Below are 15765 nucleotides of genomic sequence, written 5' to 3'. Positions count from 1 at the left end.
CTCTTGACAGCATTTTTCTGTTGGTGATATTTGTATTAATTTTTGTTGATTCCGATGGAATCACTCATCCTTGCTCCGGTCGTTGGCCGGGGCTGTTAAGCCACAAGGAGGTTGTATGAAGCGTTACGAAACGATCGTCATTATCGACCCCGACCTATCGAAGGAGGCAGAAACGCCGATCTTCGAGCGTCTGAACGATCTGATTCCACAGTACGACGGGTTTCTGATCGAAACGGATGACTGGGGAACCAAGAAACTGGCCTACGACATCAAGAAGAAAAATCGGGGACACTACGTAAGATTGGATTTTTGCGGTGACGGAGCATTGATTCAGGAGATGGAACGGTTTTTCAGGATTGACGACAAAGTCATGAAGTTCATGACCGTCCTGCTGGACGAAAATGCCGACCTCGACGCCATCAAGGCTGATCTGGCGGAAAAGGCGGAAGCGGCCGAACAGGCGGCGACGGCAGAGCAGGCGGCAGCCGAAAAGGCTGACGAAACCGTTGAAACTGAAGCACCAACCGAGAACAATGAACCCATCCAAGATAAAAAAGAGGAGTAACCCATGGCCGTTTCAAAACCCCGCCCCCGAAGAAAGAAAAGAAGAGTTTTCCACCGGCGCAAAGTCTGCCGATTCTGCGCAGACCAGAGCCTGATTATCGACTACAAGGATCCCCGGTCGCTGAAGTATTTCACCACCGAACGGGGAAAAATCATCCCCCGGAGGATTTCGGGTGCCTGCGCCAAGCACCAGCGAGCCCTGACGCATGCCATCAAACGCGCACGGACCATTGCCCTGCTGCCTTACGTTGGAAACTTTGACCTGTAGCCGGTCAAGCGCAACCGGCAGGACAAGAACGTTTATTACCAGGAGAAGCGGATGGCGCTGTTGCCATTTCAAAGTGAAGTGTCGAAAGATATCGCTACCGGCGTAATGGCCACCCTCGTCATTTTTTCCGTGTCGGTCTTTATGCCGGTGGTGGGTTTTCTCTTCTCCATGTTCATTCCCCTGCCGGTTCTGTTTTACCGGGCTAAACTGGGCAGACGCCGCGGCATGATTGTCCCGCTGGTGGCCATCACGGTAATGGGCCTTGTCTTTGGCGGTTTAACCATGGACATCCTCTTTTTTTCAGGGCTCATGTTTCTGGGTTTTGCCATCAGCGAGATGTTCGAAAAAGAGCTGTCCGTAGAGATGACCGTCGCGGCCGCCTGCGGTATTGTGTTGGGAACCGGCCTGGTCGGCATCCTGCTCTACAGCATGGTCGCCAATACGGGAATATACGCCCTGGTTTCATCGTACGTGGCCACGAACCTGGCCTTGTCCCTCGAACTGTATAAAGGTATCGGCATCCCGCAGGAAACCATTGACACCATTTCCGGCTCCCTTGACCAGATTCAATTCGTGCTGGTGCGGATTCTGCCTTCACTGGCCGCCGCGTCCACGCTGTTTGTGGCCTGGACCAACTTGATTGCCGCGCGGCCGATCATGCAGCGCCGGGGACTTTCTTTCCCGGACTTCGGCCAACTCAACCGGTGGCAGGCTCCCGAAGTGCTGATATGGGGTGTCATTGGCTGCGGCCTGGTCATGTTTTTGCCCATAACGGATATCCGGCTGATCGGTGTCAACGGTCTGCTGGTCCTGCTGACCATCTATTTCATCCAGGGTATCGCCATCGTTTCGTTTTTCTTTGAAAAAAAGAAATTGCCACGGTTCATCCGGGTGGTCCTGTACATGATGATCGCTTTGCAGCAGCTTTTCCTGCTGGTAATCATCGGCATCGGGTTATTTGACATGTGGATCAATTTTAGAAAGATTGACACCAATAAGCATGAACCGGATCTGCCCGCGTAACATCCGGGCGGTCCTTTTTTCGGAGGTTTAGCATGAGAGTAATTTTGAAGGAAACCATCAGTTCGTTGGGCATCATCGGAAGCGAAGTCAATGTGGCTGACGGGTATGCGCGCAACTACCTGCTCCCCCAGAGCAAGGCCGTTCCGGCCACCCCCCAGCAACGCAAGATCCTTGAGCAGGAAAAGGCCAAATTCGAACTGCAGATTGCCAAAGAAAAAGAGTTCGCCCGGGAGATGGCCAACCGACTGGAGGCCGTCTCGGTGACCATTGCATCGAAGGTCCACGAAGCAGACAAGCTTTATGGTTCCGTAACCGTTCGAGACATCATCGTGGCGCTGAAGAAACAGGATGTCGAGGTGGAAAAGCGGATGGTGCTGCTCACTGAACCGATTAAAACCATCGGCACATTCAAGGTTCCCATCCGCGTATACCAGGGCATCAAGCCTGAGATCACCGTGGAAGTCGTTCCCGAGGAAGCCTGATTGAATCTTCCCCGCGTCGAAGCGTGGGGAAATGATCGGCGAAACCGCCACTGACAGTCGGCACCTAAAAGATGTCATTCGGCCGCCGGTTCGCTGGGCGATAGCGCCGCAAGCGGCGGGCGGCGAAATGGCTATCGCGGTTCAAAACAGATTGCCGGGAGTTCTTGAGCCGAAGCGGCAAAAGACTCCCGGTGTTTATCCAAAAAGTTGATCGTTCATGCCCGACACTCTGCATCCGGCACCCAAAGACCCTGCATTTCACAAACTTCCGCCCCAAAGCATCGAGGCCGAAGAATCGATTCTCAGTGCCATCCTGATCGACAACAGCACGCTCATTGACATTCTCGAGATCCTCTCTGCCGAGGATTTCTACAAAACGGCCCACAAGATCACCTTTGCCGCCATAGAAACGCTCTATGCCAAGAGCGAACCGGTAGATTTGGTCACCTTGAGCAACCTGCTCAGGGAAAAGGACGAACTGGAAAAAATCGGCGGGGCCGCCTACCTGGCCCGGCTGGTGGACGCCGTGCCCATGGCGGTGAATGCCCATCACTACGCGCGGATTATTCACGACAAGGCCATCTTGAGGCGCCTCATCGAGCGTTCCAACACCATCTCCAACAGGTGTTTCGAGGACCGTGGAGAAGTCGACAGTGTCATCGAATTTGCCCAGAGCGCCATTTTCGAGCTTTCCGAAGGAAAGGCCAAGCAGGCTTTTTTCCCCATCAGCAAAATCATCGAATCCAACATCGACGCATTGGAGGAGCGGCAGGGCAACCGGGCGCTGGTCACCGGTGTCACTACCGGCTTCTCAAAGCTGGACGCGCTCACCTCAGGATTTCAAAACTCGGATTTGATCATTATCGCCGGCCGCCCGGCCATGGGGAAGACGGCCTTCGCCCTGAATATGGCGCGCAATGCCGCCATCGAAGGCGGGGTGCCGGTGGCCATATTTTCGCTTGAAATGTCAAAAGAACAGCTCTCCATGCGCATGCTCTGCGCCGAGGCCCGGGTGGATTCTTCCCGCATTCGCAGCGGTTTTTTGAACAAGGAGGACTGGAACCGCATCACTGACGCGGCCGGCCGGCTCACCGAAGCCCCCCTTTTTATCGATGACTCGCCGGATATTTCCACCACCTCCATTCGGACCAAATCCATGCGCATGAAAATGGATAAGGGCCTGGGCCTGATCATCATCGACTATCTTCAGCTCATGCGGGGCAGTGCCAACATCGAACGGCGGGATCTTGAAATTTCGGACATCTCCCGCTCGCTGAAAATTCTGGCCAAGGAGCTGAACATACCTGTCATCGCCCTGTCCCAGCTCAACCGGAAGCTGGAGGAGAGAAGCGACAAACGCCCCCAGCTGTCTGACCTGAGGGAGTCCGGTGCCCTGGAGCAGGACGCCGACCTGGTGGCCTTCATCTACAGGGATGAAGTCTACAACCGGGACGAAAACAACCCCCACCGGGGCACGGCCGAAATCATTCTGGCGAAACAGAGAAACGGTCCCACGGGCATGGCTCCCCTGGCCTTTCTTAAATCCTACACGCGCTTCGAAAACCTGGCCACGGAATGAAAGAGATCTTCGGCAACCTGTTGGGACTCAAATCCAGCCAAATCAAGCGGTTGGAAAACCTCAGCCGACGACGCGTCCCCCCCCAGGCCATTGTCTCCCACGAATTGTGCCGGGACCTGTGCGCCCTCTCCGCCGAAACCAGCCGACAGATAGGCCTGCTGGTCGACCGCAGCGGCAAGGTTGTTCAAGTGCTGATGGGAGAAGTGGACCGCATCGTCATCCCTGATCTGAAGGATTACCGCCTGGCCCCGGACCGTCTTCGGGGGCTCCGGTGCGTCCACACGCATCTGGCCGAAACGCCCCTCACCCAGGACGACTTGACCGACCTGGCCCTCCTTCGACTGGATCTGATGGCAGTTGTCACCATGACTGCAACCGGTGCACCGGCATTGATCCACTGGGCCCACATCCTTCCGGGTGGAAGCGAATCGAGGCCCTACCAGATCATGGATCCGATCCCGCCCTTCCGACCGGGTATCGACTGCCTGAACCTGATCCAGGCCCTTGAAGCCGAATTGGCCCGAAAAAAGAGCGACACCGGCGGCGGCCAGGCGGGGTCCGAACGCGCATTGCTGGTGAGCGTCTTTACCGGTCCCCGAAAAGATGCCGTCGATTCGTTGGATGAGTTGGAGGAACTGACCCGTACCGCCAATATCAGCATTATTGATACGGTTCTGCAGCAACGGAAAAAAGCCAACCCCCGTTTTCTCATGGGAAGCGGCAAACTGGACGAACTGTCCATCATGGCGCTTCACCGGGGTGCAACGCTGATCATCTTCGACCAGGAGCTCAATCCGTCCCAGGTTCGCTCCATTGCCGACCGCACCGAGATCAAAGTTATCGACCGGACCCAATTGATCCTGGATATCTTCGCCCAGCGGGCCCAGACCCGCGAAGGCAAGCTGCAGGTGGAACTGGCCCAGTTGAAATATATCCTGCCCCGACTGGTAACCAAGGATACCGCCATGTCCCGGCTCACAGGCGGCATCGGCGGTCGCGGTCCGGGGGAAACCCGGCTTGAAATCAGCCGGAGGCGGGCCAGAGACCGCATTCGGCGCCTGGAGCAGGCAGTCGCCACCGTTCAGAAAAATCGCAGCCAGCAGCGAAGCCGTCGACAAAAAAAGGGCCTTCCCATCATCTCTATCATCGGTTACACCAACGCGGGTAAATCCACCCTGCTCAACCAGTTGACCCAAAGCCGGGTACTGGCTGAAAACAAGCTGTTCGCCACTCTGGACCCGTCCAGCCGCCGCCTGCGGTTTCCCAGAGATATCGAGGTGATCATTACCGATACGGTGGGCTTTATCCGGGATCTGCCCAAGGAACTGATGGCTGCTTTCCGGGCCACGCTGGAAGAACTTGAAAATGCCGATCTGCTGCTGCACATCATCGACATCAGCAATCCACGCCATCCGGATCAGATCCATTCTGTTGAAACGATCCTCGCCGAACTCAACCTGGCTGGCATTCCAACCATCCGGGTGCTCAACAAAATGGACCGGGTGGATCCGGAAACCTGTGAGGGCTTGATCCAGCGCCTGGATGGCATCGCAGTCAGCGCATTAGACCGATTGAGCCTGAAACCCCTGTCGGAAAAGATGGAAGCCGCCGTGGAACACCTGTATGCAAACAGCGCTGGAAGTGGCGGGAAATTGTAATTTATTTTTATATATTAAATGGTTAGACCTAAACCGACAATTCAGTTGACAGACTGTACCAAATATTTGTAAACGGTTGCTCTTATGGATATGCAACGGATCAAACGGGTGGGGATCGCTGCCGCCTGCAACGGCGGCAAGGTTCTCAGGGAGCATTTCGGCGGACTTCGATCGATCCGTAAAAAAGGGGCCATCGATCTGGTGACCGAAGCCGACATCCAATCCGAAGCGGCAGTCATCGACACCATCGCCAAGGCATTTCCCGACCACGCCATCCTGGCAGAAGAGAGCGGAGCCCATGCAGGCAACGGCGGACGATGGATCATCGATCCATTGGACGGCACGACCAATTTTGCCCACAACCTGCCGCTATTCTGTGTCTCCATCGCCTTTGCAGTCGATGACCGCATCCTGGCCGGGTTCGTCCTGGCGCCCCTTTTGGGCGAACTGTTCGTGGGGATCAAGGACCAGGGGGCCCAACTCAACGGCGCACCCATTTGCGTATCCAAGACCTCCAAACTTGACGACAGCCTGCTGGTCACCGGTTTCCCCTACGATCACCAGACCATATTCGAGCCGTTGATCAGGCGTTTCAGCAGTTGCCTGACGGCCACCCAGGGCGTCCGCCGACTGGGTTCGGCAGCCCTGGATCTATGCTATGTGGCCAGCGGCCGTTTCGACGGCTTCTGGGAGGAGCATCTCAAACCCTGGGATACGGCCGCCGGTTTTCTGGTGGCCTCGGAAGCCGGTGCCCGAACGACGGTTTTTTCAGGTGCCCCCTATACGATCGACGCGGGTGAAATTGTCAGCACCAACGGCCTCATCCATGATGAACTACTCAACATACTGGAGTGACAGGATTTGCAAATACCATCGGAACAGGAAATGGAACGCTCGTTAGATCAGTACTTGGGCTGTTTCGGCCGATACCGGAAAACCGACCCCATCTGCCGCCAGCGGTGTGCCCTGAGTCTGCGTTGCGCCATCGAGAACGATCAGAATGAACGGTTTGAGATGTTGGAAGAGTTGGTTTCTGCCAGCAGCATGGTGATAAAAGCCAATTGAGCCCTGCCCGCCGCAGCGACCTGCGGGAAATGTTCTGCATGTCCCTGCAGTGCCATGCGGCAAAGCAGGGATGACAATCGAATTTGCGTTCGACGGTTAACCCCGCCACCTGAGGCGTAGTATAGGATCACCCTCGCGGATTGGCGTCCGATCGCTTGTCGCAAGGATCCTTTCGCAGTTCCCCCGCCTTACGCGATCACCTCGGGAAAGATCTTTCCAGGGTTCAACAATCCCAGCGGATCAAAGGCCTGTTTGATGCGCTGCATCAGCGTCATCGCCTCATGGCTGACCTCTTTGCGAAAATAGGGGGCCTTGGTGATACCAACCCCGTGTTCTCCGGAAATCGTCCCCCCCAGCACCAAGGTATAGTCGAAAAGGGTGTCCACGGCTCGATTGGCCTTTGCCAGCGCAGTCCGATCGGATTTGTCCAGCATGATGTTGAAATGGATGTTGCCGTCTCCCGCATGGCCGAAGGCCACCATGGTAAGGCCGGTCTGACGCCTGAGGTCGTCGATCTTGGCTACCAGGTCGGGCACCCGGCTTCGGGGGACCACGATATCTTCGTTGATCTTGTGCGGCGCCAGCTTGAACAGCGCTGGGGAAATGGCTTTTCTGGCCTGCCACAGCCGCTGCGCCTGTTCTTCGGTTTCAGCCAGGTTGACCGAAACGGCACCGAGATGACGACAACGATCTTCCAGCGTCCGGGCCAGCTGATCGATTTCCTGACGTTTTCCGTCCACCTCCATGATCAGCAGCGCGTCAGCGTCCACCGGCAGCCCCACCTGCAAATACTCCTCGGCCAGGCAAATTGAGGCATTGTCCATGAATTCAATCGTCCGGGGAACGACATGACTGCGAATCAGTTGAGAAACCGCCCGGGCGGCCGTCTTCATGCTGGCAAAGGCAACCGTCAGGGTCATCACGCTTTCGGGCATCGGCAGCAGTTTCAAGGTTGCCTCGGTAATCAGGGCCAGGGTGCCTTCGGACCCGACGATGAGCCGGGTGAGATCGTATCCGACCACCCCTTTGGCCGTGCGTACGCCAGTTTTAATTATTTCTCCAGTCGGAAGCACTGCTTCCAACCCCAGCACATAATCCCGGGTAACGCCGTATTTGACGGCCTTGGGTCCACCGGCATTTTCAGCCAGGTTGCCACCGATGGTGGAAAAGCTGGCACTGGAGGGATCAGGCGGGTAAAACAGTCCTTGCCGGGCCACTTGATGTTGAAAGTCGGCGGTAATCACTCCGGGTTGAATGCGGGCGGTCAAATTGTCCGGATCGATCTCAACGATCCGGTTCATGCGGTTGAAGACGACGACAATGCCGCCTTTGACGGCAAGGGCCCCGCCGGTCATGCCGGAGCCGCCGCCCCGCGGAATCACCGGCGTCCGGAAGGATGCGGCCAGTGTCATAATCCGCGACACTTCTTGGGCCGTCGCCGGAAAGACCACCGCATCGGGGACATGCAGGCTGGCGGTGGCATCATACGCGTAGCAGATCAGATCTTCACGCTGGGAGGAGAAATGGGAGGTACCGACGATACGTTCCAGTTGTTCCAGACAGTCGGGATGGATCGCCATGGTTTTCCCTGCCGAATCAGATCTTTCCTTTTTCCAGACGCTCGGACAAGAACTCGACGTGTTTCTGAAAGGGACCTTTTTCCTTGACGCCCTTTTCCACAGCCTTGAGGGCATGCAGGGTCGTTGCATGATATCGGTTGAAACTCTTGCCGATGGTTTGAAGCGAGTGATCCGTGTACCGCCTGGATAGGTACATGGCCACCTGCCGCGGGCGGACGATGGATTGCCGCCGGGAGGGAGAAGTGAGATCCACGATGCTGACATTGTAATACTTACAAACCAACCGCTTGATAGAATCGAGGGTGATCCCCTCTCGCGAGGTGACAATGTTTTTTACGACGCTGCGGGCAAGCGCTAAATCCACATCCGATCCAAGCAACGATGCCTTGGCGGCGACACCGATAAATCCGCTCTTCAGTTGCCTCACATCGTCGGTCAGTTCGGATGCCAGATATTGCAGGACCTCCTCAGGAAAATCGTACCCACTGGACGACGCCGTTTTCTTAAGTATTCGAAGACGGGTCTTGTAGTCTGGGGCGTCTATTTTCGAAATCAGCCCGGAGCATAGCCGTGATTTGAGTTTGTCATTCAGTTTGGGAATGTCCGACGGCAGGTAGTTGCTGGAGTAAATGATTTTTTTATTGGCATTCATCAATGTTTCCAGCGTATTGGACAGCTCTTCCTGGGTCCCGCTTTTTCCGCTCAGAAAGTGAACGTCTTCCAGCAGCAGGACGTCGCAGTTCTGGCGGTATTTTTCCTTGAATCGATGGATGCTGCTGCTGCGATACGAGTCAGTCATCTCATTCATGAAGTCTTCGGCCGTGATGTAATAGACCCGCTCATTGGGAAAGGCCTGATAGATGTGGTGCCCCACCGCCTGGGAGAGGTGGCTTTTTCCCAACCCGGTTTTCGAAAGCAGATAAAGGGCGTTCTGGCTTCCCAGGTTGCTTGCTGCCAGCGACAGGGCTGCAGAGTATGCAAAATCACTGTTCTTGCCGACGACGAACTGATCGAAGGTATAGTCTTTCCTTAGCAGCCGGCCGCCATTGGTCGGCATGTCGATGTCCGGCAGTTTCATCTGCCGTTCCTGTTCTATTTCTTTGCGTTCCATGGTTTGGCTTGGCCCCACGATCAGGCGGACCTTGAAGGCCTTGCCCGCTGCACTGGAAACGGCGTCTTCGATCATTTGTCCATAATTGTCGGATATCCGCTTTTTTGAAAAAAGGTTGGGGCAAGCCAATACCATGGCGCCGTTTTCATTTTTGCTAAACTCGATGGGGTCAATCCACATTCGGTAGCTGTGGCCAGGAAGTTTTTCCTTAAGCAGAGATTTCACTGACATCCAGATCTGGTCCATTTAAAAAATAAATCCCCTTCAGCAGCATTAGCAATTATTTGCAAGCTTTAATGAAACAGCCGACTACTGGTTTAAAATATGAAGCTGTTGGTTAATTATCTGAGGTTTTCAGAAAGGCAGCCGCGAAATTCGACGACTGGCGAGTTATTTACAAAATAGGATGTTCCAAGTCAATGTTGAAGACGGTGGGTTAATCAAATTGCTAACACAATACTCACAAAGATTTTTAATTATAATTTTTTCTGTTAGTTACTACGTTTTTACCAAGCAACTGCTTCGAAATACAAGGTTTTTCAAACCCGTGATTTTTCCATAAGCATTTTAAGCAGATCGGGAGTTATCAACAATGTGTCAACAATACAGTAAACTCTGTTTTACTACGTTTTTTTCATTTTTTCTCTGATTTACGTTTTTATGTCATTATTTGGAACCGGTTTTGAGCGGATGGCAGACAACATCGCTGATTCGGCTGAACCGCTGGTTTCCAAAAATACCAGGGCGCCTTATACCGGTCGCGCCATGACCGATGGCGTCCCACCGATGAAACGTAAACGCGGTGGATATCTGGATGAATGGAAATGAATTTACAAACCCGCATGGGCTAAGTATGATGGCCGAACGCGTCAACCCAACAATCTTGGACCGACCAGAAAATGAGATCGAATTTACCGTTGCTGGGAATCACCATGGGGGATCCGGTGGGTATTGGCCCGGAAATCATCCCCAAAGCCCTTTCCAATCCGCGCGTCTGGCGATGTTGCCAACCCGTTGTCTACGGCGATGCGAAACGCCTTAGCGCGGGTGTGGCGTCAACCGGCGTCCGTTTGCATTTTTCAGAAATATCATCCATCACCGAGGCCCGCGAAGGGAAAGACAGTATCCCTGTAATCAATCCAGCCGCCATGGATACCGAAAAGCTTGAATGGGGCCGGCCCACCCCCATTTCCGGAAAGGCCATGTCGGCCTACCTGAATGCGGCGATCGATGATGCCATCGCCGGCCGCGTTGCAGCCATCGCCACCGGCCCCATCAACAAACTCGCATTAAAGATGGCCGATATCCATTTTAATGGACACACGGAGATTCTGGCCCGACGTACCGGCACCCGGAATTATGCCATGATGCTGGCCGGAAGCCGACTCAAGGTCGTCTTGGCGACCATCCATATTCCCCTCGAAGAGGTCCCACGGGCCCTGACCGCACAGGGCATTTCAGCCATCGTGAGTCTGACCGATCATGCCCTGAAAACCCGCTTCGGCCTGCCGGTGCCACGTATCGCCGTGGCCGGGCTCAATCCGCACGCCGGTGAATCCGGTCTGTTCGGCAGCGAAGAGGAGCGCACCATCATCCCTGCTATCGGCCTGTCCGCATCTCAGGGAATTGCCGTCACCGGCCCCCATCCGCCTGACACCGTCTTTTTCAGGGCATCCCAGGGCGCTTACGACGCGGTGGTGGCCATGTACCATGATCAGGGATTGGGACCGTTTAAAATGATTCACTTCGATGACGGCGTCAACACCACCTTGGGGCTGCCCATCGTCCGCACATCGGTTGACCACGGTACCGCCTACGACATTGCCGGCACGGGGCAAGCCTCGCCGGAAAGCATGGTAACTGCCATCACCATGGCTGCAAACCAGGCCGGATGGCTGAACCGCCAGTACATCCCACAACCGGCACGGCCGCTTCAATCGTGAACCTCGAACCATCAACCCGACCGAACCCGTGACGACCATAAACGCAATTACCATCGAAGGGGCCAGGCAGCACAACCTGAAGAACATCAGCCTTCGTCTGCCCCGCAACCAACTGGTGGCGATCACCGGCCTGTCTGGCTCCGGTAAATCCACCCTGGCCTTCGACACCCTGTATGCTGAGGGCCAGCGGCGCTACGTAGAATCACTGTCCACCTATGCCCGGCAGTTTCTCGAGCGGCTTGAAAAGCCCGATGTGGACTTGATCGACGGTCTCTCTCCGGCCATTGCCATCGAGCAGAAAACCGCCATCCACAACCCCCGCTCGACGGTGGGCACCGTAACCGAAATCTACGATTTTATCCGGCTGCTCTATGCCAGGGCCGGAATCGCCCATTGTTATCAGTGCGGCCAGCCCATCCTTGCCCAGACCATCGACGAGATGGTGGAAGCGGTCATGGAACGGCCTGAAGGATCCCGGCTCATGGTTCTCGCCCCGCTTGCGGAAGAGACGGCGGGCAGTTACAAGGGCCTGTTGAAACGATTGAGAAAAGACGGGTTCGCCCGGGTCCGCATCGATGGGAGGATCCATGCGCTGGACACTGCGGTCGATCTATCCAGCGCCGCTTCCCCGCGCATAGAGGTGGTGGTCGACCGGCTGATCCTCAACCCGGGCATCCGCAACCGCCTGGCGGACTCGATGGAACTGGCCATCGCCAGATCCGAAGGACAGGTGGAGGTGGCATTTGTCGGCAACCACATGGAGGAGGTCAAAGAGGCTCTGCACTTTAGTGAAAACGCCGCCTGCAAACGTTGCGGCGTCAGCTATCCGGAACTGTCGCCGGCCAGCTTTTCCTTCAACTCTCCCCACGGTGCCTGCCCGCATTGCGGCGGGTTGGGCACGATCAAACGCTTTTCGCCCCTGCAGGTCGTCCCCAATCCCGAACTCTCCCTGAGAGATGGAGCGATTTCCGTCTGGGCCCATCGCCGCTCAGTAGCATTTGGGGATTTTCTGGAAGATCTCACCGCCTTTTACGGCGTGGATATCTATACCGCTTACCGGGACCTACCCGAGGCGTTCACAACGGTGCTCATGTACGGTTCGGGCGACCAGCAGATTCCCTTTACGGTCCATGAAAACGGCCGCATCAAAAAAACACTGAAACCATTTAAAGGTATTATCCCACAGTTGCAGCAGCAATATGCCGAAGCGGAATCGTCCGCCGAGAAAACCCCCCTGAGCGATTACATGGCCGAGTCGCCCTGCTCCCATTGCAAGGGGTCACGGTTGCGCAGGGAGAGCAGGCATATAAAGATCAACGGAGAGTCGGTCGGCGATTTGACCGCCCGCTCCATTTCCGATCTGCAGACGTTTTTCAACGCCTTCCGGCCGGGTGGCAAGCGCGGTGTGATTTCCGAAAAAATCATCAAGGAAATTGCCGGACGCCTGTCCTTTCTCAACGATGTGGGACTTTCCTATTTGACCTTGGACCGGCCGGCCCACACCCTGTCCGGCGGAGAAAGCCAGCGAATTCGCCTGGCCACCCAGATCGGCTCTAAATTGACCGGTGTGCTCTATGTTTTGGACGAGCCCAGCATCGGCCTGCACCAACGCGACAACGAACGTTTGCTGGGTACGCTCATGAATATGCGGGACATGGGCAATACGGTGCTGGTGGTCGAGCATGACGAAGAAACGATCCTGGCCGCCGATCATGTCGTCGACATGGGGCCCGGTGCCGGTATCGAGGGTGGCCATGTGGTCTTTCAGGGAACACCGGGGTTGTTGCTTGAAGACGAGACATCCCTGACGGGCAAATACCTGTCCGGCAGACTGCAGATCGATGTTCCGGCCAAACGACGGTCCGTCGGCCAAGGCGAAATCCGCATCGTCGGGGCACGTCAGAACAACCTGAAAAACGTCGACGTATCCTTCCCCACCGGTGTGTTCACCTGCGTTACCGGTGTCTCTGGTTCGGGTAAATCCACCCTGGTTCTGGAAACCCTTTACCGGGCAGCCATCCGCAGCCTTCAACAGCTCAATCTGCTGGCCGGCCATTACGAGCGGATCACCGGACTGGAGAACATCAACAAGGTCATCGATATCGACCAATCCCCCATCGGCAAGACGCCCCGATCCAACCCCGGCACCTATACCGGCCTGTTCACACCGATCAGGGATCTCTTCAGCCGGACACCCGAAGCAAGAATGCGGGGCTACAAACCCGGCCGGTTCAGCTTCAACATTCGCGGCGGTCGTTGCGAAGCCTGCGAAGGAGACGGAATCATTCGCATCGAGATGCATTTCCTGCCAGACATCTATGTTCCCTGCGATATCTGCAGGGGCAGGCGATACAACCGCGAAACCCTGGAAATCCGCTATAAAGGCAAAAATATCGCCGAAGTGCTGGACATGACCGTCGACCAGTGCCTGGCCATGTTTCGAAACATCGATGCCATCCGAGCCAAACTGCAAACATTGGTGGATGTCGGGCTCGGTTATGTCCCCATCGGCCAGTCGGCCACGACACTCTCCGGTGGCGAGGCCCAGCGGATCAAACTGGCACGGGAACTGAGCAAACGGGATACCGGAAGCACCCTTTACATTCTGGACGAACCCACCACGGGACTTCATCCCGATGACATCCGCAAACTGCTTGGGGTGCTGAACCGTCTGGTGGATGCAGGTAACACGGTGGTGGTCATCGAACACAATCTGGATGTGATCAAAACCGCCGATCATGTCATCGATTTAGGACCCGAAGGAGGCGACACCGGCGGGGAGGTGGTGGCTGCAGGAACGCCGGAAGCCCTCTGCCGGGTGGCCGCCTCCCACACCGGCCGATATCTGGAAAAAATCCTTCACCGCCGGTAGGTAAGGCAATCTGATCCAGGAATCCAGACGTAAAAAGGGCCGCGGCAATCAAGCAGCGGCCCTTTTCATGTTATGCTCTGGCAGGTACGGACTTATTTGGCGAACAGCGCTGCAATGGCGCCTGCCTGGGGATGCGCGTAGATCAGGATCAGCGCCACAACGAGTGCATAAATACACAGAGACTCGATCATGGCCAGACCGATCAGCATGGTCACGGTGACTTTACCGGAAGATTCGGGATTCCGGGCGATACCTTCAACGGCGGACTTGAGGCCCATGCCCTGTCCGATACCGCAACCGAAGGCGGCCACTGCAATACCAAAACCAGCTGCTGTCACACACGCGATGAAGAACTGCAATGCTTGAGCTTCCATATCCTACACTACCTCCTTTAAAAGATTGATGATTAGGGCTTCTTCCAGTTACCCCAAACCGATTGAACACAAGTCGATTCACCGATTGGCGTGATCCGCATCAGCGAATCGACGGTTTTCCCTTGATCGCTTCCCCATCAGTGGGCGTGTTCCATGGCCCCGGAGAAGTAAATAATGGACAGGAGAAAGAAAACAAATCCCTGCACGAAGGATACGAAGATCCCCAAGGCCATGATCGGCAGGGGGGCAAAAAAGGCGCCGGCCAAGCCGAACAGAATGGCCAGTACAATCTCGTGGCCCATCATGTTTCCGAACAGACGGAAAGAGAGTGAAAGGATCCGCGCCAGGTGCCCGATGATCTCGATGATAAAGATCAGCGGCGCCATCCACCAGACCGGCCCCATAAAGTGTTTGATGTATTTGACACCATGGTATTTGACGCCGATGATGTGCGTGAACACCACTACTACGATGGCGCAGGAGGCCGTGGTGTTGAGGTTGGCCGTAGGCGGAAAGAACCCGGGGATGATACCGATCAGGTTGCCGATAAAGATGTAGAGAAAAATCGTGGCCGCCAGGGGGAAGAGCCAGCGCGCTTCTTCGCCGGCTGTTTCAACCATGAACTCTTCAATGCCCGAGACGATCACTTCAAACAGGTTCTGGGCTTTTCCCGGTATCATGGAGATGGTCTTGGTGGCCAGGGCGCCGGCAATGATCAGGATCGCCATGAGCACCCAGGAGTAGACCACGTGGGGATAAACGTGGGCGAAATGCCCCAGCCCGATCGCTTCAAAAATCTTCACGAAAAATAGATAGGGATGCTCCATCCTTAGACCGCCTCCTTGAAAAATAGTTTTTTAAGCTCAACCATGGTGGCCAGGGTGATGCTGGCCACCACGACGGACAGACCGATGAACAGACCGATGGGGTTCACCACCTGCTGGCTGATGAGAAAAAAGATAATCACGCCGCTGATGATGAATCGGATGTAGTATTTGACCAGAACCACGTTGGGGGAAGTCAGCCGCTTCGGGTGAAGGGCCTTGTTTAGGGTATGGGCCAGCAGGTGAAAATTGATCGTAACGATAAGTCCGCCGAAGATGATTCCCCGGGCGAATGCCGGCGTCGCCGCCAGCATTCCCAGCAGGCTGACTGCAGCCAGAAGCACCCAGTTGGATCGTGTGACGAATGTGAGTAAGCGCTGCTGAATAGGTTTCACTGTAAGCAATTTTTCGCTGCTGTCGGA

At 55.5% G+C, this 15765-nt stretch carries 16 protein-coding genes; 11 read left to right on the top strand and 5 right to left on the bottom strand.

Going from position 1 to position 15765, the window contains the following annotated elements; genetic code table 11:
* Positions 1–115: 115 nt before the first annotated feature.
* From rpsF to ACZCED_RS19790, 8 genes are all read left to right on the top strand, one after another.
* The gene (gene rpsF, locus ACZCED_RS19825) at positions 116–565 is read left to right on the top strand and encodes a 30S ribosomal protein S6 (protein WP_462970746.1); all 450 of its coding nucleotides are present in this window, start codon (positions 116–118) and stop codon (positions 563–565) included.
* A gap of 3 nt (positions 566–568) precedes the next feature.
* Complete coding sequence (gene rpsR / locus ACZCED_RS19820) at positions 569–832, top strand: 30S ribosomal protein S18 (protein ID WP_462970745.1); 264 nt, start codon at positions 569–571, stop codon at positions 830–832.
* A 51-nt stretch (positions 833–883) separates the two neighbouring features.
* On the top strand, positions 884–1855 hold the full coding sequence (locus ACZCED_RS19815; protein WP_462970744.1) for a YybS family protein: 972 nt from the start codon (positions 884–886) through the stop codon (positions 1853–1855).
* Between the two features lie 32 nt (positions 1856–1887).
* Positions 1888–2337: a 50S ribosomal protein L9 gene (rplI, locus tag ACZCED_RS19810; protein ID WP_462970743.1), complete on the top strand. Its 450-nt coding sequence runs from the start codon at positions 1888–1890 to the stop codon at positions 2335–2337.
* A gap of 217 nt (positions 2338–2554) precedes the next feature.
* Positions 2555–3916, top strand: a complete 1362-nt coding sequence (dnaB, locus tag ACZCED_RS19805; RefSeq protein ID WP_462970742.1) for a replicative DNA helicase — start codon at positions 2555–2557, stop codon at positions 3914–3916.
* Entirely contained in the window at positions 3913–5574 is a 1662-nt protein-coding gene (gene hflX / locus ACZCED_RS19800) for a GTPase HflX (RefSeq protein ID WP_464861519.1), read from the top strand. Before dnaB ends, hflX begins: the two co-directional genes overlap by 4 nt.
* A gap of 84 nt (positions 5575–5658) precedes the next feature.
* Complete coding sequence (locus tag ACZCED_RS19795) at positions 5659–6429, top strand: inositol monophosphatase family protein (RefSeq protein ID WP_462970740.1); 771 nt, start codon at positions 5659–5661, stop codon at positions 6427–6429.
* 30 nt (positions 6430–6459) lie between these two features.
* Entirely contained in the window at positions 6460–6639 is a 180-nt protein-coding gene (locus ACZCED_RS19790; protein ID WP_464861518.1) for a hypothetical protein, read from the top strand.
* Between the two features lie 188 nt (positions 6640–6827).
* On the opposite strand, the gene ACZCED_RS19785 is transcribed toward ACZCED_RS19790, so the two are convergent.
* A complete protein-coding gene (locus ACZCED_RS19785) occupies positions 6828–8219 on the bottom strand; it encodes an FAD-binding oxidoreductase (RefSeq protein WP_462971803.1) in 1392 nt (463 codons plus the stop codon).
* Between the two features lie 16 nt (positions 8220–8235).
* Positions 8236–9561 carry a chromosomal replication initiator protein DnaA gene (dnaA, locus tag ACZCED_RS19780; protein WP_464861517.1) on the bottom strand — a complete coding sequence of 442 codons (1326 nt, stop codon included), beginning with the start codon at positions 9559–9561 and terminating at the stop codon, positions 8236–8238.
* Between the two features lie 459 nt (positions 9562–10020).
* Between dnaA and ACZCED_RS19775 the strand changes: the two genes are divergently transcribed.
* The 3 genes from ACZCED_RS19775 (at position 10021) to uvrA (ending at position 14145) form a co-directional block, all read left to right on the top strand.
* Positions 10021–10158, top strand: a complete 138-nt coding sequence (locus ACZCED_RS19775) for a hypothetical protein (protein WP_464861516.1) — start codon at positions 10021–10023, stop codon at positions 10156–10158.
* Between the two features lie 71 nt (positions 10159–10229).
* Positions 10230–11273, top strand: a complete 1044-nt coding sequence (gene pdxA, locus ACZCED_RS19770; RefSeq protein WP_464861515.1) for a 4-hydroxythreonine-4-phosphate dehydrogenase PdxA — start codon at positions 10230–10232, stop codon at positions 11271–11273.
* A 28-nt stretch (positions 11274–11301) separates the two neighbouring features.
* Positions 11302–14145 carry an excinuclease ABC subunit UvrA gene (gene uvrA, locus ACZCED_RS19765; protein ID WP_464861514.1) on the top strand — a complete coding sequence of 948 codons (2844 nt, stop codon included), beginning with the start codon at positions 11302–11304 and terminating at the stop codon, positions 14143–14145.
* 92 nt (positions 14146–14237) lie between these two features.
* Here uvrA and atpE read toward each other — a convergent pair whose 3' ends face one another.
* The 3 genes from atpE to ACZCED_RS19750 form a co-directional block, all read right to left on the bottom strand.
* The gene (gene atpE / locus ACZCED_RS19760) at positions 14238–14519 is read right to left on the bottom strand and encodes an ATP synthase F0 subunit C (RefSeq protein ID WP_464861513.1); all 282 of its coding nucleotides are present in this window, start codon (positions 14517–14519) and stop codon (positions 14238–14240) included.
* A gap of 137 nt (positions 14520–14656) precedes the next feature.
* On the bottom strand, positions 14657–15346 hold the full coding sequence (gene atpB, locus ACZCED_RS19755; RefSeq protein WP_462968015.1) for a F0F1 ATP synthase subunit A: 690 nt from the start codon (positions 15344–15346) through the stop codon (positions 14657–14659).
* A 2-nt stretch (positions 15347–15348) separates the two neighbouring features.
* Positions 15349–15765 (bottom strand): ATP synthase subunit I (locus ACZCED_RS19750; protein WP_464861512.1); only part of this gene is annotated, 417 nt, incomplete at its 5' end.

This window comes from Desulfosarcina sp. (assembly GCF_055467485.1).
The sequence above is the reverse complement of the archived record's forward strand: the minus strand, read 5'-3'. Positions and strand labels throughout refer to the sequence as shown.